The sequence below is a fragment of the Terrabacter sp. BE26 genome (assembly GCF_041941675.1).
Taxonomy (GTDB): Bacteria; Actinomycetota; Actinomycetes; order Actinomycetales; family Dermatophilaceae; genus Terrabacter.
This window is the reverse complement of sequence record NZ_CP090122.1, coordinates 1,981,639-2,007,982: the sequence shown is the minus strand read 5'-3', so window position 1 is coordinate 2,007,982 and position 26,344 is coordinate 1,981,639. Positions and strand designations below refer to the sequence as shown.

The 26,344-nt window shown below is 69.5% G+C and carries 19 protein-coding genes; 8 read left to right on the top strand and 11 right to left on the bottom strand.

Annotated elements, in window-relative coordinates:
• Window position 1: 1 nt before the first annotated feature.
• From LQK93_RS09320 to LQK93_RS09295, 6 genes are all read right to left on the bottom strand, one after another.
• The gene (locus tag LQK93_RS09320; protein WP_374971260.1) at window positions 2–1,294 is read right to left on the bottom strand and encodes a glucoamylase family protein; all 1,293 of its coding nucleotides are present in this window, start codon (window positions 1,292–1,294) and stop codon (window positions 2–4) included.
• 131 nt (window positions 1,295–1,425) lie between these two features.
• Window positions 1,426–2,472: a LacI family DNA-binding transcriptional regulator gene (locus LQK93_RS09315; protein ID WP_374971259.1), complete on the bottom strand. Its 1,047-nt coding sequence runs from the start codon at window positions 2,470–2,472 to the stop codon at window positions 1,426–1,428.
• A 78-nt stretch (window positions 2,473–2,550) separates the two neighbouring features.
• On the bottom strand, window positions 2,551–4,404 hold the full coding sequence (locus LQK93_RS09310; RefSeq protein ID WP_374971258.1) for an ABC transporter ATP-binding protein: 1,854 nt from the start codon (window positions 4,402–4,404) through the stop codon (window positions 2,551–2,553).
• Window positions 4,401–5,333, bottom strand: coding sequence for an ABC transporter permease (locus tag LQK93_RS09305; protein WP_374971257.1), 933 nt, complete (start codon window positions 5,331–5,333; stop codon window positions 4,401–4,403). Before LQK93_RS09305 ends, LQK93_RS09310 begins: the two co-directional genes overlap by 4 nt.
• Window positions 5,330–6,319 carry an ABC transporter permease gene (locus LQK93_RS09300; protein WP_374971256.1) on the bottom strand — a complete coding sequence of 330 codons (990 nt, stop codon included), beginning with the start codon at window positions 6,317–6,319 and terminating at the stop codon, window positions 5,330–5,332. Before LQK93_RS09300 ends, LQK93_RS09305 begins: the two co-directional genes overlap by 4 nt.
• Window positions 6,320–6,398: 79 nt before the next feature.
• Entirely contained in the window at window positions 6,399–8,075 is a 1,677-nt protein-coding gene (locus LQK93_RS09295; protein WP_374971255.1) for an ABC transporter substrate-binding protein, read from the bottom strand.
• 179 nt (window positions 8,076–8,254) lie between these two features.
• On the opposite strand from LQK93_RS09295, the gene LQK93_RS09290 reads away from it, so the two are divergent.
• The 6 genes from LQK93_RS09290 (at window position 8,255) to LQK93_RS09265 (ending at window position 20,192) form a co-directional block, all read left to right on the top strand.
• On the top strand, window positions 8,255–11,653 hold the full coding sequence (locus tag LQK93_RS09290; RefSeq protein WP_374971254.1) for a GH36-type glycosyl hydrolase domain-containing protein: 3,399 nt from the start codon (window positions 8,255–8,257) through the stop codon (window positions 11,651–11,653).
• Window position 11,654: 1 nt separating this feature from the next.
• On the top strand, window positions 11,655–13,871 hold the full coding sequence (locus LQK93_RS09285; protein WP_374971253.1) for a glycoside hydrolase family 3 N-terminal domain-containing protein: 2,217 nt from the start codon (window positions 11,655–11,657) through the stop codon (window positions 13,869–13,871).
• Complete coding sequence (locus LQK93_RS09280) at window positions 13,868–16,198, top strand: beta-galactosidase (protein WP_374971252.1); 2,331 nt, start codon at window positions 13,868–13,870, stop codon at window positions 16,196–16,198. The genes LQK93_RS09285 and LQK93_RS09280 overlap by 4 nt, the downstream gene beginning before the upstream one ends.
• 539 nt (window positions 16,199–16,737) lie before the next feature.
• Window positions 16,738–17,667, top strand: coding sequence for a hypothetical protein (locus LQK93_RS09275; RefSeq protein WP_374971251.1), 930 nt, complete (start codon window positions 16,738–16,740; stop codon window positions 17,665–17,667).
• A 430-nt stretch (window positions 17,668–18,097) separates the two neighbouring features.
• On the top strand, window positions 18,098–18,454 hold the full coding sequence (locus LQK93_RS09270; protein ID WP_374971250.1) for a hypothetical protein: 357 nt from the start codon (window positions 18,098–18,100) through the stop codon (window positions 18,452–18,454).
• Between the two features lie 577 nt (window positions 18,455–19,031).
• Window positions 19,032–20,192: a DUF4062 domain-containing protein gene (locus LQK93_RS09265; RefSeq protein ID WP_374971249.1), complete on the top strand. Its 1,161-nt coding sequence runs from the start codon at window positions 19,032–19,034 to the stop codon at window positions 20,190–20,192.
• A 167-nt stretch (window positions 20,193–20,359) separates the two neighbouring features.
• On the opposite strand, the gene LQK93_RS09260 is transcribed toward LQK93_RS09265, so the two are convergent.
• From LQK93_RS09260 to LQK93_RS09245, 4 genes are all read right to left on the bottom strand, one after another.
• On the bottom strand, window positions 20,360–20,836 hold the full coding sequence (locus LQK93_RS09260; protein ID WP_374971248.1) for a hypothetical protein: 477 nt from the start codon (window positions 20,834–20,836) through the stop codon (window positions 20,360–20,362).
• Window positions 20,837–20,967: 131 nt separating this feature from the next.
• Complete coding sequence (locus tag LQK93_RS09255; RefSeq protein ID WP_374971247.1) at window positions 20,968–21,627, bottom strand: hypothetical protein; 660 nt, start codon at window positions 21,625–21,627, stop codon at window positions 20,968–20,970.
• A 159-nt stretch (window positions 21,628–21,786) separates the two neighbouring features.
• Window positions 21,787–22,104: a hypothetical protein gene (locus LQK93_RS09250; protein ID WP_374971246.1), complete on the bottom strand. Its 318-nt coding sequence runs from the start codon at window positions 22,102–22,104 to the stop codon at window positions 21,787–21,789.
• Window positions 22,105–22,485: 381 nt separating this feature from the next.
• Complete coding sequence (locus LQK93_RS09245) at window positions 22,486–23,259, bottom strand: maleylpyruvate isomerase family mycothiol-dependent enzyme (RefSeq protein WP_374971245.1); 774 nt, start codon at window positions 23,257–23,259, stop codon at window positions 22,486–22,488.
• 417 nt (window positions 23,260–23,676) lie between these two features.
• On the opposite strand from LQK93_RS09245, the gene LQK93_RS09240 reads away from it, so the two are divergent.
• Window positions 23,677–24,213 (top strand): pyridoxamine 5'-phosphate oxidase family protein, encoded by a 537-nt coding sequence (locus LQK93_RS09240; protein ID WP_374971244.1) that lies wholly within the window; start codon window positions 23,677–23,679, stop codon window positions 24,211–24,213.
• A gap of 146 nt (window positions 24,214–24,359) precedes the next feature.
• Here the strand turns inward: LQK93_RS09240 and cysM are convergent, their stop codons facing one another.
• A complete protein-coding gene (cysM, locus tag LQK93_RS09235; RefSeq protein WP_374971478.1) occupies window positions 24,360–25,247 on the bottom strand; it encodes a cysteine synthase CysM in 888 nt (295 codons plus the stop codon).
• 422 nt (window positions 25,248–25,669) lie between these two features.
• On the opposite strand from cysM, the gene LQK93_RS09230 reads away from it, so the two are divergent.
• The gene (locus LQK93_RS09230; RefSeq protein WP_374971243.1) at window positions 25,670–26,284 is read left to right on the top strand and encodes a nitroreductase family deazaflavin-dependent oxidoreductase; all 615 of its coding nucleotides are present in this window, start codon (window positions 25,670–25,672) and stop codon (window positions 26,282–26,284) included.
• Window positions 26,285–26,344: the final 60 nt, after the last annotated feature.

Sequence of the window (26,344 nt, the reverse complement as noted above, 5' to 3'; positions counted from 1 at the left end):
GTCAGGAGATCGGCATGCGGCGCGCCTCGATGACGGGGCGCAGGGTCGCCTCGACCTGCGGCATGCAGAAGTGCCGGCGCAGGCAGTCGTCGGCGAGCACGTTGGCGAGCGCCCCGAGCACCATGGCCTGGTCGAGCGAGAGGTGGCGGCCGGCGTTCCGTCCCGTACGCGTGTCGACGGCGTCGAGGAAGCCGCCCGGGCCGTAGGTACCGAGGTCGCGCTCGATCCGGGTGAGGTTGTCGGCGGCGGCCTCGGGCTCGACCATGAGCGCCATCGCCGCCGCGTGCGGGGTGACGACGACCTCGCCGTCGCGCTCGCTCGGGTAGCCGTCGGGCAGCCACGCGATCGGCGGGACCCCGAAGACCGTGTAGCCCTCGCCGGGGCACGCCGATGGGCTGAACCCCCAGTAGCCGTATGCCTTGTCCTCGAGGCCGTACTCCCGCTGGAGCGCGACGGTGCGGGCCTCGTTGACGCCCCACGTCGCGGGCGCCCACTGCGCCTCGGGCACGAAGATCGTCGGCATGAGCGCCTCGAACATGGAGCCGCCGAAGGTCGGGACGACGTCGCGGCCGCGGTAGTGGCGCACCGGGGCGTCGAGGGCCGCGTAGTGCTCGGGCGGGATCTGGCCGTGCGCGATGCCGACGTAGCTGGCGATGCGTGGCTCCGAGTCGAGCAGGTCGTAGTGGTGCAGGGTGTGCAGCACCTCGCTGTGCCCGGGCACGAAGCCGGCGCGGCGAGTCGGCTGGCCGGGGTCATCGACCCAGAAGCCGCCGGTGAGGCGTCCACCTGGCCCCTCGGGACCGGCGTCGGCGTCGTGGAAGACGCCGAAGTGCATCCGGTCGAGCACCGTGTGTGCTGCGGCCGCCAGGCGGGGCTCGGCTGCGGCGACCACCATGAGGCCAGCCGCGAGCCAGCCGTTGTCGACGCTGGAGAGGAACTGCTGAATCCGGTGGCCGCTGTCGGGCATCTGCTGCAGGAGGGCGCCGGTGCGGTCGTCGTACCAGTTGAAGAACATGCCGGACTCGTCGTGGACCTCCATGCCGGCCAAGGTCGTGAGGAGCCGGGCGAGCCGGTCGCGGGCCTCCTCGGTGGCGAGCAGGCCGAGGTCGCGGGCGGCGACGGTGCACCACAGCAGGCCGCCGATGTTGGTCGGCGAGGTGTAGCCGCTGCGCGTCCCCGGGTCGAGGGAGGCGGCGATGCTGTCTGTCGGCAGCCCCGTGTCGGAGTCGGTCATGGCCTCGAACGAGCGCCACGTGTCGGTGGCCCAGCGGAGCAGGAGGGTGCGGTCAGGCATGCGACGTCCTTCGGTGGGTGTGTCTCAGGAGAGGGGGCACGTGGGCGCGGTCCGACGGACCGCCACGACACGGCATACGCAAGCGGGTCGAGCGTGGCGAGGCGAGCTCGTTGCGGTCGGTGCGGGGAGGGTCAGGCGCCGGCGACGGAGGTCTGGTCCCAGTCGCAGCCGCACGAGCCGCGGACCACCATGCGGGTGGGGAGCACCTGCGGGTGGACGTCGAACCTGCGGCCCGAGATGCGCTCGTGGAGGCGGATCGCGGCCCAGCGCCCGAGCTCGCGCATCGGCTGCTGCACGGTGGTCAGGCCCGGGGCGAGGTAGCGGGAGGTCATGATGTCGTCGAAGCCGACCACCGCCACGTCGTCGGGCACCCGCCGGCCCTCGCGGCCGAGCAGCACCATGGTCGCCAGGGCGAGCTCGTCGTTGGCGCAGACCAGGCCGTCGACGGCCGAGCCCGCCGCCTCAGCCTCGTGCAGCGCGTCGAGCACACGGCGGCCGCTCGTCTCCTCGTACTCGACCCGGATGGGCCCGGCCACCTCGGCACCCCGCTGGCGCGCGAGGGCGTGGAGGAAGCCGCGGTAGCGCTCCGAGACGTCGTGCGAGATGTCCGGGTCGCCGACGAAGACGAGCCGCCTGCGCCCGTGCTCGAGCAGGTGCCGGGTCAGCTCTGCCGAGCTGATGAAGTTCTCGACCTGCACGGCGTCGCAGCCCGCGATCGCGTTGCGGGCCACGAGCACCGTGGGCGTGCTCTTGACGACCTGGCGCACCATGGCGTCGCTGATCGTGTCGTTGGCGATGACGATGCCGTCGACCCGGCCGAGGATCTTGCGCACCGACGCCTCGACGTCCTTGTGCGCGTCGCAGACCACCACGACGACCGAGCGCCCGTCCCGCGCGACCGTCGACTCGAAGCCGGACAGCAGCTCGGAGTAGTACGGGCCGCGCAGGCCCGGCAGGACGAGCCCGTGCGTCTCGTGCGACGGGACGTCGACGGGTCGGCCGGCACGTAGCGGGACGTACTCGAGGTCCTCGACGGCCCGCAGCACCCGCTGGCGGGTCATCGCCGACGCCGGGGTGGAGCCGCTCAGCACGCGCGAGACCGTGGCGATGGACACGCCGGCGCGCTCGGCCACGGTGTAGATCGTGACCGGCCGCGCGTCGTTGTGCTCCGTGGACACCCAGGCTCCCTCTTCCGGGTCCACTGTGCCCGTGGTCGCCGCGCTTCACAACTCCACCTGAACCACGCGAAGCGGCCGTCAGAACGGGTTGGGGATCGCGTCGATGAGCTTGCGGGTGTACGCGTCGCTCGGGTCCCGGATGACCTGCAGGGTCGGGCCCTGCTCGACGACCCTGCCCTCGTTGAGCACGATCACCTCGTCGGCGAGCATCCGGGCGCTCAGCAGGTCGTGGGTGATGTAGAGGATGCCCACGTCCTTGACCTGGACGAGGTCGTTGAGCAGCTCGAGGATCTCGGCCCGGATCGACACGTCGAGGCTGCTGATCGGCTCGTCGGCGACGATGATCTCCGGCTCCACCGCGAGCGCCTTGGCGATGACGACGCGCTGGCGCTGGCCGCCCGACAGCTCGTAGCCGTAGCGGTTGAGGAACCGGTCGGCCGGCGTCAGCGCCACCGTCTCGAGCAGCTCCTTGACCCGCTCGCGCAGGGCCTCGCCGCGCAGGCCGTGGTAGTTCGCCAGCGGCCGGGCGAGGATGTAGCCGACGCGCTTGGCCGGGTTGATCGAGCTGTACGGGTCCTGGAACACCATCTGGACCTCGCCGCGGTAGTCGCGCAGCGCCCTGCCCTTGAAGCCGGCGACCTCCTGGTCACCCTTCGGTCCGTGGAAGACGATGCGGCCGCTCGTCGGGCTGTCGACGCCGGTGATCATCCGGGCCAGGGTCGACTTGCCGCTGCCGCTCTGGCCGACCAGGGCCGTGACCTCGCCCTTGCGCAGCACGAAGCTGGCGTCGGTGACGGCTTCGGTGCGGTGGACCGCGAGCCCGCGGCGCCGGGTGAAGACCTTGGAGACGTTCTCGAGGCTGAGCACCACATCGCCGCGCAGCGCCTGCGTCGACTCCTCGGCCGTCTTGACGAACTGCGGCCCGTCGAAGGTCCGCTTCGGCTCGCCGTGCTCGCCCGCGCCGTCCTCCTCGCGCTGCAGCTTCGCGACGTGGCAGGCGGCGCGCCCCTCCCCGAGCGGGGAGAGCGGCGGGTCCACCTCGGCGCAGACCCCGATGCGCTCGGGGCAGCGGGGCCGGAAGCTGCAGCCGACGACGGGCAGGCTCAGGTCTGGCGGGCGACCGGGCACGTAGGTGATGCGGACCGTCTCCGCGCGCGGGTCGCCGTACGACCCGAGCAGGCCCTTGGAGTACGGGTGGAGCGGGTCGCGCAGGAGCGCAGCGGCCGGCTGCTCCTCGACGATGCGGCCGGCATACATCACGAGGATGCGGTCGGACAGGTCGAGGACGGTGCCGATGTCGTGGCTGATGAACAGCACCGCGAAGCCCTGCTCGGCCTGCAGCCGTCGCACGTTCTCGAGGATCGAGTGCTGCACGACGACGTCGAGGCCGGTCGTCGGCTCGTCGAGCAGGACGAACTTCGGCTCGAGCGCGAGCGCCAGGGCGAGGTTGACCCGCTGGCGCATGCCGCCGGAGAGCTCGTGCGGGTAGGCCCCGATGAACTTCTGGTCGATGATGACCATGTCGAACAGCTCGCGGATCCGCTTGGTGACGGCCTCGCCGCGCAGCTGCGAGTGCTGCTCGATGACGTCGCGGAACTGCGCCTCGACGCGCGTCACCGGGTTGAGCGCGTTCATGCTGCTCTGGAAGACGGTGGAGATGTCACGCCAGCGCACGGACCGCAGGTCGTCCTCCGGCAGGTGGGTGATGTCGGTGCCGTCGAAGGTGATGCTGCCGCCGCTGATGCGGCCCGGGCGCTGGAGCAGGCGCAGCAGCGCGGTCCCGAGCGTCGTCTTGCCCGAGCCGGACTCGCCGATCAGGCCGACGAACTCGCCCGGCTCGATGGAGAAGCTGACCTCCTGCACCGCGTCGAGCGGCCGGTGGCTCTTCGGCTCGTAGCGGACCGACAGGTCCTTGACCTCGAGCAGGCTCATGCGTCCTCCCTCAGGTGGGGGTTGCTCAGCAGGTCGACGCCGAAGTTGATGAACGACATGCCGGTGATGAGGATCGCGAGGACGAGGCCGGGGGTGAAGACCCAGAGCCACAGTCCCTGCGTGATGGCGCCCTGCGCGTTGGCCTGGTAGAGCATCGTCCCCCACGACACGCTCTGCGTGTCGCCGAGGCCGAGGACCGCGAGGCCCGCCTCCGCGCCGATGGCGCCGGTCGCCGCGCCGACGAAGGCGGCCACGACGAGCGAGCTCATGTTGGGCAGGATCTCGCGGAAGATGATGCGCAGCGTGCCCTCGCCGGAGAACTTGGCGGCGGTGACGAAGTCGCGGTTGCGCAGGGTGATGATCTGCGCGCGCTTGGCCCTCGCGCCGCCGGCCCACGAGGTGATGGCGATGACGAAGACGATGAGCCACACGCCGCGCACCTCCGAGTAGGCGACGAGGGTGATGATGAGCGGCAGGGCCGGGATGACGAGGGCCACGTTGGTGATGAACGACAGGATGTCGTCGATGATCGTGCCCTCGGCGTAGCCGGAGATCATGCCGATGACCAGCGCGATGAGCGTCGCCAGCAGGCCGCCGAAGAGCCCGACCAGCAGGGAGACCCGTGTGCCGTAGATGAGCTGCGAGGCGATGTCGCGGCCGTCGGTCGTCGTGCCGAGCCAGTTGTCGCCGCTCGGCCCCGCGAGCGGGGTGAACGACGAGTCGAGCGGGTCGTGCGGCGCGATGAGGGGCGCGAAGACGGCGACGAGGACGTATGCCGTCACGATGACGACGCCGACGCGCGCCTTCCTGCTGCTCCAGATCACCTGCCACCAGCGGTCGGGTCGCTCGGCGTCGGGCACCTGCTCGACGCTGGCCGTCTGGGCCGGGTCGCCCTCTGCCATCACGTCGTTCACGGGCAGGATCGTCATGACTGGGCCCTCCTCGCGCGCGGGTCGAGCACTCCGTAGAGCAGGTCGGCGACGAGGTTCGCGACGAGCACCCCGACGGTGGTGAGCAGCATCAGCGTCTGCAGGAGCGGGTAGTCCTTGTTCTGCACGGCCTCACCCATGAGGCGGCCGAGGCCCGGGTAGTCGAAGGCCTGCTCGACGAGGATCGCCCCACCGAGCACGCCACCGAGAGCCAGGGCGAAGCCGGTCACGCTGGGCAGCAGGGCGTTTCGCGCCGCGTACTTCAGCGCGACCACCCGGTCGGGCAGGCCCTTGGCCCGCGCCAGCCGGATGTAGTCCTCGCCGAGGTTCATGATCATCGTGTTGCGCATGCCGAGGATCCAGCCGATCGGCGTGACGATGAGCAGGGCCAGTGCCGGCAGGAACGAGTGCGACACCGCCTCCTGGACGAACGGGAAGTTGAAGCCGGGGGTCGACTCCTCGTAGCCACCCGACGTCGGGAACCAGCCGAGGCTGTAGCCGAAGACGTAGAGCAGCAGCAGCGCGATCCAGAACGGCTGGAGCGTCCCGAGGAAGGTCGACCCGAGGGTCACGACGGAGTCGAGCCGCGAGTTGCGCCGCCACGCGGCATACGCCCCGAGGACGATGCCGACCACGAAGGAGAGGACCTGCGTGACGGTGACGAGGATGACCGTCCACCAGAAGGCCTGGCCGATCACCTCGGTCACCTTGAACGGGTAGTAGCTGTAGGACAGCCCGAAGTTGCCGTGGGCCAGCTCACCGAGGTAGTCCCAGTACTGCGACAGCAGCGAGCCGTCGGGCGCGCCGAGCATGGCGCGCATCGCCCTCACCTGGGCCGGGTCGAGCTGCGCGTCCTTGCCGGCCAGCTTCTTGACCATGATCTCGGCCGGGTCGCCGGGCTGCAGGCGCGGGATGAGGAAGTTGAGCGTCACGACGGCCCACAGGGTCGCCAGGAAGAAGCCGAGCTTCCGTGCGAAGTACTTCATGCTGCACTCCTGACCGTGCACGGGCCGGGCGGGGCGGGCACGAGTGCCCACCCCGCCGTGCCTGTGGATGCAGGTCGCATCAGTTCGGCGCGGTCAGCCGCGTCATGACGAGGAGTGCGTCGTCCACCGGGTTGGCGTACGGGTTCTGCTCGCTCGGCCAGCCGACGGCGTGGTCCGTGCGGTAGATGACGCGCGCCGGGGCGTAGATGAGCGAGGTGACCGGGTACTTCGTCATCATCGTGTCGACGAGCTCGCCGACGTACTTCTTCTGGTCGGCCTTGTCGGTCGAGCCCGCCAGGTTCTTGTGGGTCGCCGGGTCGCTGTAGCGCTCGACGTTGGGGAAGATGTCGGTCTTCGTCGGCATCGACTTGCTGTTGAGCTTGGCGCCGATGTTCTGGGCCAGCTCGCACCCGCCGTGGAGGTACTCGAGCACCAGCTGGAAGTCGCCGGTCTTCTTCTGGCCGTCGACCGAGTCGGGCGCCGAGGCGGTGATCTTGGTGTTGACGCCGGCGGCGTTCAGGCCCTGGGCCGCGACGTCGGCCATCGCCTGGTAGTCGATGAAGCCGGCCTGGACCGAGAAGTTCACCGCGAGCGGCGAGCCGTCGGGGTTGGTGCGCTTGCCGTCCGGGCCCTTCTTGTAGCCGGCGGCGTCGAGGAGCGAGTTCGCCTTGGCGACGTCGAACGGCAGGACCGTGTCCTTGCCGGCGTACTTCTCCGGCAGCAGGTTCTCCATCGAGGGCAGCTTGAGGCCGGTCTGGCTGGCCGGCTTCATGATGCCGTAGGTGGCCTTCGTCGACATGGCCTGCTTGTCCATCGCGTAGCTGATCGCCTCGCGGAACTTCGCGTCGTTGAAAGGGGCCTTCTGGTCGTTGCCGGAGAGCACGGTGATGCCGTTGGGCGCGTAGTAGAAGTGGTTCTTCGTCGGGTCGGCGTCGACGAACGTCTTCTGCGGGTTCGGGATCTCACCGTAGAAGGCGTCGAGCTGGCCCGCGCGCAGCTTGAGTGCGGCCTGCGAGGCGTCGTAGTTGCCCTCGAGGACGAGCTTCTTGACCTTGATCTTGTCGGCCTGCCAGTAGTCGGCGCGGCGCTCCAGCACGAGGCGGCGGCCGTTGTAGCTGCCGACCTTGAAGGGGCCGGTGAAGACCGGTGCCTTGTCGACGAACTTGGTGGGGTCACCGACGCTGCCGTAGTAGTGCTCGGGCAGGATCTGGGTGCGGATGATGCTGTCGTACTTCGGGGCCGCGTTGCCGGTGAACTCGAAGACGACCTGGTTGCCCTGGGCGGTCACGGACTTCGCCGGCGCGCCGATGGCGTCGTTCCAGACGCCGGCCTTGTCGGCGCCCGGGTACTGCTTGCCGAGGTTGAAGGTGAAGGCGACGTCCTTGGCGGTGAACGGCTTCCCGTCGCTCCACTTGACGCCGTCGCGGATGTCGAGCGTCAGCTTGGTGGCTCCCTCCCACGTCGCCTTGGTGGCGAGCCAGGGGGTCTCCTCGCAGGTGAGGTTGTTGCGCACGATGAGCGGCTCGTAGAGCCACCTGGTCGTCAGCGGCTTGGGGGACAGCGGGTTGTAGTTCACCAGGCCGCCGACGGTGGCGTCGGCGTCGGAGGGGAACGTCAGCTGCTCGATCATGCCGTCGTTGCTGCCCGTGCCCTGGCTCGACTTCTGGGCGGCGCTGCCGGCGCAACCCGTCAGGGCGAGGGCGGCGGCAGTCAGGCCGGTCACGATCAACAGGGGTTTGGTGCGTGTTCGCGTCATTGCGGACCTCCGTGGGGGGCGGGACTGCCGCCAATCTAGGTCCGCTTCGACGACGAATGTCAACGCTCTGGAAGCATGTAACTACTTTCATGGGGTCGGGCGTGCGTGGCGCCACTTTCATTTGTTTTCAAGGGGATTCGGGGTGGTGTGAAAACGGGGCCCGTTGGTAGACAGGACCCGTGCTCGATGACAACGACGTCCTGACCGTCCCCCGCGTCACCACCCTCGAGGGCGGTCCCCACCTCTTCGCCGAGGTGCTCGCCAACGGTGCGCTGCGCCGCCTCGAGGCCTTCGGCCGGAGCCTCCTGCTCCACCCTGCCACCGTCGCGGAGGCCGGCCTGAGCAACGTGCACCTGCGGGTGCACGCACCGGACGGCATACGTCGTCGAGCCCTGCTGGGCCCCGGCTCCCGCTCCTCCGTCACGGCCGGCGACGACAGCGTCGTCGTCAGCGGTCGGCACGAGGCCCTCGACTACCGCCTGGAGCTCACCCTCGGCCGCGAGCACGCCACGTGGCACTGGGACCTCGCGCTGACCAACACCGGCGCCGAGCCGGTGACCGCCGACGTCGTGCTCACCCACGACCCCGCGCTCGCCCCGCTTGGTGCCGTGCGCACCAACGAGTACTACGTCAGCCAGTACCTCGACCTGACGCCGGTCGCAACGGACGGTCACGGGACCGCGGTCGCCGTGCGGCAGAACATGCCGGGCGAGCGCGTGCCGTGGATGCTGCTCGGGTCGGCCGGCACGGGCACCGGCTGGGCCACCGACGCGCTGCAACTGATCGAGCGCACCGAGCGGGGCGTTCGCTGGCCGGGCCTCGACGCCATCTCGCTGCCGGGGACGCGCCTGCAGCACGAGCACACGCTCGTCGCCCTGCAGGACGCGCCGGCCATGATCGAGCCCGGCGCCACGCACCGCACCGGCTTCTGGGGCATCGCGCTCGAGAACCACCCCGAGGCCACCTCCGACGCCGACGCCCACTGGGCCGAGGTCGCCCTTGCCGACCGCGCGACCGCGACGCCCGCAGCCGACCCCGCTGGGACAACCCCCACCCCCGCCACGCTGTGGTCGGCCAGCCCGGCCTTCCCCTCCCGGCGCCTCGATCGCGCGGAGCTCGAGGCCGCGGGCCTGCTCGACGGCCGCACCGACGTCGAGACCGCCGAGGACGGCACCGAGCTCGCGTGGACCGTCGCCGGCGGGCAGCTCGTCACGCCGGAGAAGGAGCTCGCGGTCCTCCGGCCCCACGGGCACCTGCTCCGCACCGGGGACTCCTTCACCCCCGACTCCCGCTCGCTCGCCTCCACGGTGTGGATGGCCGGCACCTTCCACTCGCAGATCACCCGCGGCCACGTCGGCCGCAACCCCGTCGCGACCGGCCGCCGCACCTATCTCGGCCTCCAGCGCGCCCACGGCGTCCGCCTCTTCGTCGAGGACGCCGACGGCTCGTGGAGCCTCCTCGAGACGCCGAGCGCGTGGTTCACGGGTCTGGACCGCTGCACGTGGTGGTATGCCGGCACGTCGGGTCCCGTGCTCACCGTGACCTCGAGCGCCCCGGCCGACGAGCACGTCCTGCGCCTCTCGGTCGGACAGGGCGGCGACACGGCTCCGCGCCGAGTGCTGCTCGCGATCCAGGTCGCCGACGACCTCACCGACGCCCCGGCAGTGACCACAGCCGACGACCACGTCGACGTCGTGACCGCGGGCGACCCGCGGCCGTGGCGCCTCTCCTGGACCGGCCGCGGCGACGCGGAGGCCGGCGACGCCCGCCTGCAGTCCGACGGCGTGAGCCGCGGACCCGGCTGGCTCACGGTCCTCTTCGACCCGAGCGAGCAGGTCGAGGTCGTCGTCGAGTCGGCTCCCGGCGCCGGCGACGCACCGACCGGCGAGGTGCTCCCGTCCGGCGAGCGTCTGGGAGCCTCCTTCTGGGAGAAGGCCGGTCACGCCGTCACCCTCGACGGGTCGGGTCTCGGCGACGCCGGCTCGTCGGCCGCGAACCTCTCGGCCGCGCTGCCGTGGTTCACCCACAACGCCTTCGTCCACTACCTCTCCCCGCGTGGCCTCGAGCAGTTCTCCGGCGGCGCGTGGGGCACCCGCGACGTGTGCCAGGGACCGGTCGGGCTGCTCACCGCCCTCGGCCGCCAGGACGCCGTCCGTGACGTGCTGCTGCGGGTCTTCCGCGCGCAGAACGCCCGCGGCGACTGGCCGCAGGCCTTCGAGTTCCTCCCGCCCCTGCCCGATACGGGCCAGCAGGACTCGCACGGCGACGTCGTCTTCTGGCCCGTGCTCGCGGCCGGCGACTACCTGCGCACGACCGGCGACGCCAGCATCCTCGACGAGCAGGTCGCCTTCGTCGGCGACGACGCCCTCGGTGAGCCGGCCAGCGTCGCCGAGCACCTGCGGCGTGCGGTGGCGCGGATCGCGGAGAGCACGGTCCCGGGGAGCCCGCTGCCGGCATACGGCCACGGCGACTGGAACGACTCGCTCCAGCCTGCGGACCCGCACCTGGCCGCGCACCTCGTCTCCACGTGGACGGCCGTGCTGCAGGTCCAGGCGCTGCGCACGCTCGCCGAGGGTCTGGACGCGGTCGACACGGCCGACGACACCACGACGCTGGGGGCCGATGCCGACGAGCTCGCCGAGCGCACCCATGACGCGCTGCTCGAGCAGCTCGACGCCGACCCGGTGCTGCCCGGCTACCTGCTCCGCCACGAGGACGGCTCGTTCGAGCCGCTGGTGCACCCCTCCGACGAGCGGACGGGCCTGCACTACGGCGTGCTGCCGTGGATCCACGCGATCGGCGCCGAGCTGATGACGCCGGAGCAGGCGCGCCACCACCTCGACCTCATCGAGGAGCACCTGCTCGGCCCTGACGGAGCGCGTCTCTTCGACCGGCCGGTGAGCTACGTCGGTGGTCCGATGACGGTCTTCCAGCGCGCCGAGGCGAGCACCTTCTGGGGCCGTGAGATCGGCCTGATGTACATGCACGCCCACCTGCGCTACGCCGAGGCCCTGGCCCGCGTCGGTGACGGCGCGGCGCTGCTGACGGCCCTGGCCAAGGCCAGCCCGGTCGGGCTCGATGCCCTTGTTCCTCAGGCTCGCCCGCGCCAGACGACGTGCTACTACTCGTCCTCGGACGGCGCCTTTTCCGACCGTTACGACGCGTCGGAGCGGTATGCCGCCCTGATGGCCGGCGACGTGCCGCTCGAGGGTGGCTGGCGCATCTACTCCTCCGGCCCGGGCCTTGTGCTGCGGCTCGTCACCGAGGTGCTGCTCGGTTTCCGGCAGCGCGCCGGCGTGGTCGAGGTCGACCCGGTGCTTCCGCCGGCGCAGGTCGACGGCGGGTCCGAGCTTGTTGCTCGCCTGCCGATCGCCGGCGCCGACCTCACGGTCCGCTACGTCATCGGCCCCGAGGGCCACGGTGTGCGCCGGGTGGTCGTCGACGGGCGGGAGCTGCCCACCCGAGCCCTCACCAACCCCTACCGCCGGGCCGGCGTCGCCGTCCCGCTCACCGACCTGCTGTCCGCCGCGGGCGCCGACGGCGCCGCTGCCACCGAGATCATCGTGGAGACCCACTGACATGACCGATGCCACCGGCACGACCGACGCCCTGGACACGGCCGACGCAGCCGAACGCCCCTGGCTCGACGCAACCCTCCCCATCGAGGAGCGCATCGACCTGCTCCTGGCGCAGATGACGCTGGCCGAGAAGGTCGGCCAGACCCACCAGGTCGCCAACATCGACCCCGACGCCGACGCCCAGAAGATCGCGGCCGGACGGATCAGCTCGAGCCTCTACGCGTCCGGCCCGACCGGCGGCAACGAGCGCGACGAGGGCGTGCTCGTCGGCAACATCGACGCCGCCCAGCGCCACGCCGTCGAGGGCAGCCGCCTCGGCATCCCGCTGCTCTTCGGCCGTGACGTCATCCACGGCCACCGCACCGTTGGCCCGATCCCGCTCGGCATCGCCGCCTCCTTCGACCCCGACGTCGCCGAGGAGCTCGGCACGATCGCGGCCCGCGAGGCCGTCGTCGACGGGGTCGCCTGGACGTTCGCGCCGATGGTCGACCTGTCGGAGGAGCCCCGCTGGGGCCGCGTGGCCGAGTCGCTCGGCGAGACCCCGGTCCTCTCCGGCCGCTTGGCCGCCGGGCTCGTGCGCGGCTTCCAGGGCGACGACGTCAGCGACCCGGACCGGCTCGCCGCCTGCGCCAAGCACTTCGCCGGCTACGGCCTGGCCGCCGGCGGCCGCGACTACGACACGGTCAGCGTCGGCGAGAACACCCTGCGCAACCTGCACCTGCGGCCCTTCAAGGCCGCGGTCGATGCCGAAGTCCTGACCGTGATGGCCGCCTTCAATGACGTCGACGGCATCCCGATGCACGCCCACGAGCACCTCATCCGCGAGGTCCTCAAGGGCGAGTGGGGCTTCGACGGCATGGTCGTGGCCGACTGGAACGGCGTCGGCCAGCTCGTCAACGCCGGCGTCGCGGCCGACCTCCGCGAGGCAGCGGCCCTGGCCATCCGGGCCGGCGTCGACCTCGACATGTGCGGCAACGCCTACCTCGCCCACCTCGAGGAGCTCGTCGAGTCGGGCGAGGTCGAGCTCGCGCTCGTCGACGACGCGGTGCGCCGGGTGCTGCGGCTGAAGTTCCGCCTCGGGCTCTTCGAGCGTCCGTATGCCGCCCGCCCCGGTGCGTCGAACGCGCCGACCCCCGAGACCCGCGAGGTCGCACTCCGGGCCGGCCAGGCCGCGCACGTCCTCGTGAAAAACGACGGTGTCCTGCCGCTCGACGCGTCGGCCGGCGCGACCGGCTCGGTCCTGCTCAGCGGTGCGTTCGTCGACGACGGCGACGCCCTGCTCGGCACATGGGTGCTCGACGGCCGCGGCGAGGAGGTCGTGACTCCCGGCGATGCTCTCCGCGAGCGCCTCGGCGACCGGGTCACCGTCGCCGACGGCCGCTTCTCCGACGTGACGCTCATGCAGGCGCGAGCCGCCGAGACCACCGTGATGCTCCTCGGCGAGCACCGCTCCCGCTCTGGCGAGGCGCAGTCGGTGGTCGACATCGGCCTGCCGCCGGGCCAGCTCGAGGTGCTCCGCGCGGTCGCCGCGTTCGGCAAGCCGCTCGTCGCCGTCGTCTACACCGGCCGCCCGCTCGACCTGTCCGAGGTGCTCGACATGGCCGATGCCGTCCTCCTCGTGTGGCACCCCGGCACCGAGGCCGGCAACGCCCTCGCCTCCGTGCTGCTCGGCGAGGTCGAGCCGAGTGGCCGCCTGCCGATGACCTTCCCGCTCTCGACGGGGCACATCCCGACGAGCACGCACCAGCGGCCGACGGGCCGGCTCATCCGCGCCGACGTCGACCACAAGGAGGGCCGCTACATCGACGCCCTCACCTACCCGCGGCTGCCGTTCGGGTTCGGCCTGTCCTACACGACCGTCGACTACTCAGCGCCCACCGTCTCCTCCCCGACCCTGCCCATCGACGGCTCCGTCACGCTGTCGGTGACCGTGACGAACACCGGGGACCGGCCGTGCCGCGAGGTCGTCCAGCTCTACTTCCGCGACCCCGTCGCGCAGGTGACCCGCCCCCTCGTCGAGCTGACCGACTGGGCGCTCGTCGACCTCGAACCCGGCCACGCGCGCGAGGTCACCTTCGACGTGCACGCCGAGCAGACCGCATACGCAGGCCGTGACCTCACCACCCGCGTCGACGAGGGCGAGATCGTCCTGCTCACGGGGCCCGACTCCGCCCGCCTCCAGCCCGTGTCCGTCACGGTGACGAAGAAGGACTCATGATCGAGATCAGCCAGCGCCAGATCCGCATCGACGGCGAGCCGCGCATCGTCATGGCGGGGGAGGTGCACTACTTCCGCGTGGCGCGGGCCGAGTGGGGGCAGCGCCTCGACCTGCTGCGCGAAGCCGGCTGCGATACCGTCGCGACCTACATCCCGTGGATCTTCCACGAGCTTCCCGACGGCACCATCGACGTCACCGGCGAGACCAGGCCCGAGCGCGACATCGGCGCGTTCCTCGACCTCGCGGCCGAGAAGGGGCTGCGCGTCCTCGCCCGGCCGGGGCCGTTCATCATGGCGGAGCTGAAGAACGAGGGCATCCCGTTCCGCGTCTACCGCGACCACCCGGAGATCGTGCCGCTCGGCTGGGACGGCGTGCCGGTGAGCTCTCGCACCGTCGACTACCTGGCGCCCGCGTTCCTCGAGGAGAGCGCGCGCTGGTTCGACGCGATCATGCCGGTGCTCGCGCCGCGGCTGCAGCCGGCCGGCGGCCCGATCGTCGGCGTCCAGCTCGACAACGAGATCGGCATGCTCGCCTGGGTGACGAACTCGCCCGACCTCACCGACGGGCTCGTCGAGTCGTTCGGGGAGTTCGTGCGCGAGCGCCACGGGGCGACGATGCCGTATGCCGTCGCGCCGGGTGAGCCGGGCTGGGCGGAGGCCGTGCGGTCGCCGAAGGAGGAGTGGGCCGGCGTGCTGCGCCTCGACCTCGGGCTCTTCATGCGGCAGCGGTTCGCTGACTACGTGGCGGCGCTGCGCGGGATGTGCGAAGACCGCGGCGTCGCGGGCGTGCCGTTCCTTATCAACATCCACGGCACCGAGGGCGGCAACGGCGCCCCCTTCCCGATCGGGATCAGCCAGCTCGTCGACACGTATGCCGGCATCCCGGGGATGCTGTCGGGCTCGGACCACTACCTGGGCGAGGCCACGCTCAACACGATGACCGACCTCTACGTCATGAACGCCTTCATGGCGGCCGTGCATGACTCGGACCAGCCGCTGACGTCGCTGGAGTTCGAGGCCGGCTCGGGCGACTACGGCGCCGGCGCGGAGATGCAGTACGACCCGTCGACCGCCGACCTCAAGACGCGCCTCTGCCTCGCGCAGGGCAACCGACTCATCAACTACTACCTCTTCGCCGGCGGCATCAACCCGCCACTCGACGAGAAGGTCGACGACGGCAATGACCGCGTTTCGTTCACGGGTGAGCGGCACGGCACGGCGGCGCCCGTCGGTCCGGAGGGCCAGCGGGGCTACGCCTATGAGGCGACCGCGCGCGGGGTGCGGGCCGTCAAGGCGAACGAGCCGTGGCTGGCCCGGATGGACGAGGAGCACGACGACGTCACGCTCGGGCTCGTGCTCGACGCGTACATGACGGAGTACCACCACCCCGGGTCGTCGGTCATGACGGACGTCGTCAACGACCTGACGTCGCACCGCGGCGCCGGTGAGCGGAAGACGCTGGCGCGATCGCTGCTGCTCGGCGGCTTCCGCTTCGGGGCGACGCACCTGGAGCGGCGTGACCCGGCGCCCGGATCGACCGTGCTGCTCGGGACGGGACGGTATCTGTCGCGGGTCGTGCAGGAGCGGCTGGTCGGGCACGTCTCGTCCGGTGGCAACCTCGTGCTGCTCGGGCTGTTGCCCGAGTGTGACCTCGACGGCTCGCCGTGCACTCTGCTGGCGGACGCGCTCGGTCTCACGGCAGGCGAGGTGCTGCGCGACTCGGGGCACTACTTCCCCTCGCTCGTCGCGCAGGGCTGGGCGCAGCCGTGGCCGGAGATGCGCGCCGGCTGGCTCCAGCAGCTCTCGCACGAGCGGGGCGACGTGGTGCTGACCGACCTCTACGGAGCGGTCTGCGGCGTCGACGTGCCGCTCGGCGAAGGCCGGGCGATCGTCCTGGCCGCGCAGGTGCCCTCAGACCCGGTGCTCTTCGACCGGGCGCTGGCGAGCCTCGGCGTCATGCCGGGTCTGCGGCTCGAGACGCAGTGGCCCGGGGTCTTCGCGACGACGACTCGTAGCTCGGATGGGCAGCGGGCGCTGCACGTCATCAACATCTCGGGGTCACCTGCCACGGTGACGGTTGCCCTCGACGGGACCCCGATCGTGGCTGGGACGACGCTGCACCTGCCGGCGCGGTCCGGGCACATCCTGCCGCTTGGTCTCGACGTGGCCGGCCGCCGCATCGACTGGGCCTCAGCCGAGATCGCGGGCGTCGACTCCAACGGCACGATCCACTTCCGCCCCGGCCTCGACGAGAACGCGGGCACGACGGTGGTGGTCGACAGCGCTCAGATGACCCTCTCGTCAGGAGATTACACGCTCCTTCCGTAAGGAACAGAAGACAGAACGGCCGGGACGCGACAGACAGTCACATCCCGGCCGTTCTGATGCGTTCGGGTTGCGCACAATCACCAATTTGTCCGAATTGCCCGCGAATTGTCGAGGGCAGAGGCAGAATGAGCGCGTGCAGACAGGGGGAATCAGCATTCGTTGGGCGCCGCCACCAGAGCGGTCTCCGCTTCTGGAGAGTGTTCGAAAGCTAGCAGCCGCATCCTCGAGCACAGGGGCCACAAGCCCTTAGCTGCTCGGGGCGACCCTGCCGACAGCTGAACGCATTCTGGCCGCCCGAAGACGAATACCCGCAGCCACATCGAGACGTCGCCGTGTAACGGTTTCCGGCTGCACTCGCAGTAAACGAGGGCACCTGCCGACGTGCCCGGCACGGTCATGCCGCCCAGACGGAACCCGTCATATCGACATCGCCCCGCCCGTGGCGTCACCAGTGCCACCGAAGGTCCCCTCGCCGCTGGCCTCCCTCGCCAGCGTGGCGCTCGTGCGCCGCCACCACCCTCACCAGACAGGAATCACCCGTGAGCTCGCTCCTCCTCAACCGACTGGGCCGACGTCGCACCCGCGCCGCAGCCCTGGGCGCCCTGGTCGCCAGCGTCCTGACGTTCGCCGCAACCGCCCCCGCCGCGTCCGCGTCGACGAATTCCGTTCACACCTTTACCCACCACACCGCCAAGGTCGTCCGCACCGGCACGATGACGGCCGCCGCCCCGGCCCCGGTCCGGTCCTCGTACGGCTCGGACATCGGCTGGCCCGAGTGCCCCAAGTCGCTCAACCGTCCCGGCCATCCGACCGAGGGCCGGCCGATGCCGCCCTCCTCGACCCGGTTCGTCGTCGTCGGCCTGACAAACGGTCCTAGCCTCGTGACGAACCCGTGCCTGGGCTGGCAGCTCGCGTGGGCCAAGAAGAACCACGTCCCGACCACCGGGTACGCCGTGATGACGTACCCGACCGCAAGCCAACTGCGCACGTATGGCGCCACCGGCCCGCACCGCGACACCAGCGACTGGCGCACCAAGCTGCGAAACGTCGGCTGGTCCGAGGCACAGTTCACCCTCAAGGAGATGCGTCAGGTCGGGATGAAGACCCCGAGCGTGTTCATCGACATCGAGTTCACGATCCCGCGCTGGTCCAAGTCGATCGCTGCGAACCGCGCCGTCATCGAGGGCGCGATCAAGGCCTACAAGGACGCCGGTTTGAAGGTCGGGGTGTACTCCACCGCGTACCAGTGGGCCCAGATCATGGGTAGTCCTCGCTACGGGCTGCTCGAGTGGCACACGACCGGCGTCACCAGCCTGACCTCGGCCCGCGCCGCGTGCACCAAGCAACACTCCTTCAACGGCGGCCCGATCGTGCTCGCGCAGTGGTGGGACAAGATCCTCGACCACGACGTCACCTGCGGCTCGTACTCCAGCACCACCGGCATGAACCGCCTCTTCACCCAGTACTGACCAAGGCGGTACTTCACAGCAGCCTGACCCCGCCCAGCCCGTCCGGACTCGGCGGGGTCATCGCCTTCCGGCGAGGCGACCGTCACGGCAATCTGCACGTCCGGCTGCTCGACGTCACCCGGGCCGGTGCGGGAAAGCCGACGCCGATTGACTTGGGCACCAACGTGTTGCGATTCTGCGCGACGCATCTGGAACGGGCGCGATCCCGCGCCGATCCCGCCCCCGGCTCGACGAAGCCGGCCGCACAATCGTCGTCGCCTACGCCCAGGGACCCTCTCGGCGGCGGAGAGCACGCTTGACTCTCAAGTCACAGATGGCAGACAAAGGCCTCGACCTTGTCAAGGAGTAGCCCATCCCGCCGCGAATCTCGGTGCCAGAATTGGCCGCTTTGCGGTCATTCCCGGGACGCCCGCGCCGTCGGCAACCCATCATGACTGCCATGAAGGTTCCAGTCGCTATCGCCCTCGCCGTTGTCGTCGCGGCAGGCGGGTGCACGAAGGGTGACGCCACGACGCCGGACCCCGACAAGGTCGACGCCTACGTGAAGGTCGTAGGCACGCTCATGCCCGATCTCACCCGCGAGCAGATCCTAAACGTCGGCAAAGCCGCCTGTGACGGGTTGGACAAGCAGGCGGATTTGGCGATGTATTCGTCGCTCGTGCAGGCTGCCGGTGAGAACTCCAACGTGCTGAAGGGCAAGGTCCTCGTCGACGGCGCGATCAGTGCCATGTGCCCGTCGCACATCGGGCTCAAGGCGGCCTTCGATGCAAAGATGTCGTCGAGCTGACGCCGCAACGGCATTCCGCCCGGCAACGCCCGGTCGTCTCCCCTTCGGCATAAGCACTGTCGCGCCGTGGTTCGGGGCGGCGAAGCCCAGTCACTCGGAGGGGGCGGGACGCCGAGGCCGGTCGTAAGACTGAGCCGCGTCCGCGATCTGAGGTGTCCATCGTGCTGGACCTACAAGTCGGCCGAGACGAGGAAAGCGACTGAGCCCGCGCATTCACGGCCGCGCAGATGCCTTGCCACGCATCTGCGCATCCGCAGATCCGATAGATCACGGCCCACGTCGCTGGGCCCCGCCATCGGTCTCACTCTCACGTCTTTCCGCCGCGTAGGCCAAAGCCGTCGGCTTGGACATCCGCGGCCCTCCCGCATGATGCAGACGCCAACGTGGCGCGTGTCCGCCGCCCGCGAGGAGGTGGTTGGCCCCGTGTGAGATGGCGGCTACTTCGCCGGATATCGCGAACGACCTCACATTGCTCGAAGGAGCGGCCCGTTGTAGCCGGCGGCCGTCTGTGGCGCAGAGCGGTGCGACACGAGCGTTTCAGGCATGCGCCAGACTGTTGGAACACGACAATAGTGCGGTGACCATCCAGATCGATCAATCCGGAACAGCGCACCGGCCGGACCCAGCCTCGTTCGCATCTTGGGCGAGCGACCAACGTGTATTCATCTCCTCGACGATGGGAGCTTTGACTCCGTTGCGGGGGGCCTTGGCGAACGCGATCGCAGACCTCGGCGCGTACCCGGTTTGGTTCGAGGATTTCGGTGGCCGGGACGACGATGCTGAGGTCGCCTACCTGGGCGAGGTGGCGACGAGCACCATCTACCTCGGAATCCTTGGACGCGAGTATGGGCGCATCGACAAGGCGCAACGTCTGTCAGCGACCCACGCGGAGTACCGCGAAGCAGAACGCCTCGGCTTGCCCGTTTCGGTCTGGGTACAGCAGGAGGAAGACATGCTCGCCGACGAGTTCAACTTTCTGTCGGAGGTCCGACTGTTTCACACCACGGGCTCGTTCACTGACGAATCCGACCTTGTCTCTAAGGTCTCTCGTCGACTGGAGGCGATGTGCGCCGAGGCAGTCTCACCGTGGGCCAAGCTCGGTGACGCGGTGATCCGCGCGCGCGACATCACCGACGATGGTCGCCGTGTTGTTCTCCGGGCGGCTGTCCACTCGCGGGACGTTCTCGCGATCCTCGAGGGGCTGAGACCGACAAATTTCGGTGGCCGCGAGGTTCGGCTCACTTGGGCAGGACGATCGGTACCCGTCAGGGTCACCGATGTCACCACTACCACGACCGCCTCGCGGAGCACGGCGGTCGTCATCGAGATGCAGCGTGGAGACACGAGTTCGGGTGGCTCGCCCTTCGGCATGACCGCGAGCTTCAGCTTCGGGACGTCGACGTACACCTCGGACGATCTGGCCGTCCTTGACATGCGGCGCCTGTTGTTTCAGGAGGAGCTCCCGAGCGGATTGCATATCTTCGGTGGCTCGATCCATGACTTCACTGTCGACTTGCCAGGGAGGGCTGTTCCAACGGCGCTATACCAAGCCGTCTTCGCACTCCTTGCCACGGAGGCCCTAGTTGAGTCTGGACGTGCCATGCACGTGGAGTCGGCTCAGATCTCACCGGTTGGCCCGGGCGGCCGGCGGATTCGGCTCGCCTGGGTGGGGCACACGGACCGCGGCGGGCGGCGGACGCGCGTGAGTCTCGATGGTGTGATGCCCGTCGACTCGTAGGAGTCCAAACGAGGGTGCGACTCTCCGCTACGTCGACACGCACACGAGGCGCGAGGCGCGAGGCGCGAGGCGCGAGGCGCTGAGCGCTGAGCGCTGAGCGCTGAGCGCCTAGAGTTCGTGGACTACGTGTGCTTGAGTTCGCGGTGCTCGCCAGGACGACTCGGCGGCTACAGGCGGCTTTGCAACTCACGCACGAAATCCGTGGTCGCATGCTCGCGACCGCTGGGGTCTCTCGGGAACTCCACTGTTCCTCCAGGCAGGTGGATGGCGTACTCGAAGCGACGATGGATATCCAGTCCAGATTCCACCCAACTGCGCTGGAAGATGCGAGCGTTGCGGACCTCAATTGACTCGACAGTCCGCACGGGATAGTGGTGTCCCAAGACTCTGGCGCCCTCGGGACGCCGATCGTGTTCCAAGCTCCAGTGCGCCTCTGCGCCGGGGTCTACGGTGACGACGATGATCCCAGTTTCATGTAGGGCGACAATCTGCCAGCGATTGTCGTCGAGCTGCAGGGTCACGAGGTGTTCGGGGGCCTCTCCGGTGAGGGCAATGAGTGTCATGATTGCGTCGCGCGGCGGCGCGCTGCCACGGTCTCTAAGATTTGGCAGCATCCGCTTGAGAGCCTCTTGGCTGATCTCCATGTGACACAGCATGGCCGAGCGCACCGACACTCCTAGTGAGCCCAGCCCGACCCTATTGGTTCCTTCCCGCTCGGCCCCACAACGACGTCCGTCTTACCGCCGCGTGCTGGACGCAACTGGCCCCGAAACATCTATCGACTCGGTCGGTCAGGCGTCACCGAGATGACGTACAAGTCATGGTCGGAGAGACGCTGGCCTTCAGCTTCCGCGGTGACGCGGTACGCGTCATCGACATCCCAGCCCATCGGAACAGCGATGTGGTCGATGGATCGATGCCCGGGTGCGGCGCTGCCCAGTGATCGCGTTGGCACGGAGAGACGTGCGGCATTGAGCAGTTCCAGGATCTGACTGCGCCCATCGAGGCTTCCGGCGTGTTCGCCGCCCTCCAAGGCCTGGTTCCAGTCTCCGCCCCAGATGGTCGTCTCGTTTACTCGTGCGCGTATCGCGTCAAGTGTTCTGCGCAGGTCCTCGGCCAGGGTGGAGCCGCCCCACTCTGGGCCACGCGAACGCCATGGCAGGACAGAGCTGATGACCGTCAGACCGCCGATGTCGGCCGCGACCGTGGCCCAGTGAGGCTCAGATTTCGCTGGACTGAGGTCTGCATTGCTGCAGATGGCCGCCCATGTCTTTCGTTCTCCCATCGGCGCGGTGGTGCGGTGCATCTGCATCCCGGGGATCGCGGTTTCCGGATGCACCTCCGCCAGGAGCCAGACGTCGCACTTCTCCCGCGTGAGCAGTTCGAGGTGAGGGGGCGACCACCGGCCCGCAAGATTCCAGGTGCCGATTCGCATGTGGCCGATCTTGACAGGCGTGGTGGCGAGGCAGCTGCTGAGACGCGCGCGAAAGTCAGGCGGGCGCCACGAGGGTCAATCCGCCCCCAGCCAGCATTCCCGTCGGCGCGCCATGGTCGGGCCTCCGTACAAGGCTGTCGTTTCGCGTGTGTCGGCGATTCAATTGGCAGCGTCGGAGTTGAATGCCCGTGGGGTCATGACCGCGGCTGGCTCGAACTCGACGGGCGTGGGTTGAGCGCCGTCCATCGTCAGGCCGGCCCGCGCCATGGCCTTCGGGAACACGTCGCGGTTGAAGGCATCCAGCTGATCTTTGGACTCCCACACCTCGGTCAGGTCGAAGCCTTGCTCCGTCGGGTACGCAAAGTGCACGAGAAGCCCTTCGCCCCCGCCATCCTCGGACAAGGTCTCGAGCACCGCCTTGTGCATTGCCAGGTAGGCGTCGATGGGCGCCGGGAAGTGCAGCACGTATCCGTACATCGCCAACCTCCATCTCGTCCTTCGATGGGACGGCACACGTTGTGCGACTGTCAAGGGTCATGACAGCCAGGCGACGGGCCCCGCCGTCCGCTTCCTGCCCGCACGCCGCAGATGTCGCCGATCCGCCGCCTCATCGCCAGCGACTTCCATAGCGACGCCGGCTCCTGTTGGTTAGCGCTCAGCCGCGATGCTCGTCCCTGTCCGACACGAACCAAACAGCGCCGAGGGGTTGGACGGTCGAGCGCAAGCCAGCGTCTTTCCGCCGCCTGCCGGGCGCACACGTTCACCCGCATAATGCCGATGTGAGGACGTGCCTAGAGGTGGAGCCATCGCGGACTCCGGAACTGTCGAACTCTGACGCGGCTTCGAGGGTCTCACAGCTCAGTAGCCGGGGAAGACCTTCCGGAGCTCGTTAAGCGTGACGTTGCCGGTCACGGTCACGCCAGCGGCGTGTTCGGGGCCGAGCCGGCCGCTGAGCAGCCGCACCACGGCCTCCGCCGGGCCCTCGAACGTGGCCGTTGGATGATCGACGGAGTCGGTCACGGTCACCGCGTCGGTGATCTCGAGCGCGCCACCCGGGATCGCCAGGCGGACCTCCCGTTCGATCGCGTCCGCCTTTGCGGAGAACCCCAGCAGGAAGGCCAACGGCCCGCGAAAGAGCTCGACGAGCAGTTCGGCAGAGACCTGGTCCACGGTCGCCAACGGGTCGACTCCAACGCGCACGTCCCAGGCATGGTTGGCAACTTCATTGAGCCGCATGCCGAGCGCGACCAACAGCGGCACTGGCTCGGGAAGGAAGCCCAGGTCGATCAGCAAGCTATCGCGCTGCTCGGTGCTGAGCGCCTCGATGGTGTCGAGGTACGCCTCGTCGTGTTTGACGAACTCGGCTGCCTGGTCGGCCGGGGAAGACGCGTTCCACCGTGCCCAGATCGCCTGGTTGTCCTCAGCCTCGACCCGCCCGCCCGCGGCGGCCGCGATCGGCCTGCGGCCGATTTCCGCACCGCTGCCGATGTGCGAGAGCGCCTGCGCGACGCTCCACTCCGTCGCCCCACTGGGGTCGCTCAGATTCTCCTCGGACAAGGTCGGCACCAGCGCGGCGAGCGTGTTGTGGTTGACACGCAGCGCCGCGATCGTGCGCTCGACAAGTGTGCTCATGCCCGAGGCAACCATGCAGGCCACGGCCTTCTTCCCGCGGTCACCCACTGCGCATCGCCGCCCCCGCATCTAGTTTGCTCGGAGTCCGAGAGCGGCTGGGACCAGACGAACATCACGGCAGCGGCCTTCGGCGCAGCCACGGCGGCCATGTTCGAAGAAGCGGTACACCGTGTGAAGGTTTGCCACACGGAGCGGTGAGCGCAGGGACATGGCCCCCTCGTTCAACCGCGGGTCGTCGGCGTGCGTGACACCGCCGCGTCAGGAGTTAACGCTCAGGTCGGGCCGCCTGACCCGCGCCGATGAATAGTCCAAGGAGACATGGACCCCTGCTAGTTCGCCGACCCAGCGCCAACACGGTGCCTGCCTCTCTTCGCAATCGGGGCCTGCCGGGGTGCAGTACGCAGCTACGTTGGGGAGGTGGAGGCCATCAATCTGGGGAGCGCGGACGGGCTGCCGCCGGTGGATTGGGCCGCCGTTGTGGCGACGCTCGATGCGGGTTCGGCGCCGGCTCCGGCTCCGGCTCCGGATGCAGTGAACACGCGTACGACCTGGTTGTGCACCATCAACGGGGACGGCAGCCCGCACGTGACTGCGGTCGGTGCGGTCTGGGTGGACGGCGCATTCTGGTTCCAGACGGGCGCGGCTACACGCAAGGGGCGCAATGTCGCGCGGGATCCTCGGTGCTCTGTTGCGGTCTCGATCCGCGACGCCGACGTGGTGATCGAGGGTGACGCAAGTCGGGTGACCGAGCCGGCGGCAGTGGCACGCATTGCGAAGGTCTGGGCGGACAGCGGTTGGCCAGCGGAGCCCGACGAGACGGGGGCGGGCATCACCGCGCCGTTCAACGCACCGTCGCAAGGACCGCCGCCGTGGAATGTGTATCGCATCGAGCCACGCTCGGCCACCGTGGTCCTAACGACGGAACCGGGCGGCCTGACCCGTTTTCAGTTCTGAAGCGCCATTGCCATGGTTCGCCTTCGCGTAACCGGCACACGCTGGCTAAGTGCGTCACTTCGCCGCTTGTATGGCAATCGTGCGGTGGGCGGCGGAGAGGGCCGGTCCCACCCTCGACGGCTGTCTCCGGTCGTCAGCGGAAACTCTCAGGCGGGGAACACGCCGCTGGAGAGGTACCGGTCGCCGCGGTCGCAGACCACGAAGACGATCGTCGCCCGCTCGACCTCCTGGGCCACTTGCAGGGCGGTCCAGCAAGCGCCGCCCGCCGAGACACCTCCGAAGATGCCTTCTTGGCGGGCCAGCTGGCGGGCCGTCTCCTCGGCGTTGGTCTGGGTGACCTCCACGGTCCGGTCCACCGCCGAGGGGTCGAAGATCTTCGGCACGTACTCCGGTGGCCAAGCGCGGATCCCGGGGATCTTCGAGCCCTCCGCGGGCTGTGCCCCGACGATCTGGACACTGGGGTTGCGCGACTTCAGGAACCGCGAGACCCCGGTGATCGTGCCAGTGGTGCCCATCGCGGACACGAAGTGTGTGATCCGTCCGTCGGTCTGGCGCCACAGCTCCGGGCCCGTCCCTTCCTCGTGGGCACGGGGGTTGTCCGGGTTGGCGAACTGGTCCAAGACCCGGCCGCGGCCCTCCCGCTCCATCCGCGCGACGACGTCGCGGGCCTCTTCCATACCGCCGCCCGCCGGGGTGAGGACCAGCTCGGCTCCGTACGCCTTCATCGTCTGGATCCGCTCAGTGGAGGCGTCCTCGGGCATCACGATGACCAGTGGGTAGCCGCTGATCGCCGCCGCCATCGCCAAGCCGATCCCGGTGTTGCCGGACGTGGCTTCCAGCAGGGTGTCGCCGGGAGAGATCTCCCCTCGCTCCTCGGCGCCGCGGATCATGCTGATCGCCGGCCGGTCCTTCACCGAGCCAGCCGGGTTGTTTCCCTCGAGCTTGGCGAGCAGCACGTTGCCGCGGCGTTCGTTCTGCAGCCCCGGAAGGCGCTGCAGACGCACCAGCGGCGTGCCGCCGATGACGTCCTCCATCGTGGGGTACGGCGGAGGATTCCTCACCCGCCGCAGTCTATGACGGCCGTCGCGGAAGAACCGCAGGCGACTGCTCGACCGCCACGCAGCCACCGAGCACGAAGAGGTCCGCGAGGATGACGTTCGTCCGGGACGCCGACCACACCTGCTCGAGGGTCTCGAGAAGCGTCCCGTCGCCGCGAAGGGAAGGGGGTCCGTGGCTCCTGATCGCTGAGCGACTTGGAGTGGTGCGCCGCACACTCGGCATCGATGACGCCGCCCAGATCGCCTGAAGCGAGGCCGTGTCCCGGTGCAGTGGATCCGACACGCGTTGACGTCCAGCCGGGCGGCGCCCGGGAGAGAGCGGGACCTTGGGCCCTGTCGGGCGGCGCCATGAACGAGAAAACTGTCCGGATCGGAAAAAGGAAGGTCTGGCAGCGGCCATGGTCACCATCCCCCAGGGCCTCCGAACAGCGCTCGACCGCGCCACCCACCGGGCTCCTTCTCAGGGTCCGAACCGGCACACGCCCGACGGGCGGGGCGAGTCGGTTGCAAGCCGCACGCCGACAGGGTCGACGAAGGGTGCACCGGCGCCGATCGAGACCTTCACCCGCTGGCTCTACCGTGGCGGCCGACCGAACTCGCTGGCACGCACGCTGAACAAGGTATGGGTACAACTCTTCGCTACGGGTCGCGGCCCCGCAATGGTCGCCACCTTGGAGGTCGTGGGCCGCAGGTCGGGACACCCGGTGAGACTGCCCGTCGTCATCGCCGACCTGGCGGGTGAGCGATACCTGGTGTCCATGCTCGGGGACGGCACGAACTGGGTGCACAACGTCCGTGCGGCAGGCCACCGGGCCGCACTTCTCAAAGGCGGCCGCACGGCGGTCCGCCTAGAAGAGGTGCCGGTCCAGCAGCGCGCGCCGATAATCAAGCGCTACTGCCAAGTCGCCACCAGCGGCCGCGTCCACATCCCCGTCGACCCTGCGGCGCCGATCTCAGCCTTCGAAGCGGTGGCCGACCGGTACCCGGCGTTCCGCATCGTGGACCTGAGCTGACCTAGGACCGACCGGCGAGCAAGACCGCGGCGGCGAACCGGCGGTCAGCACTCAGGTACC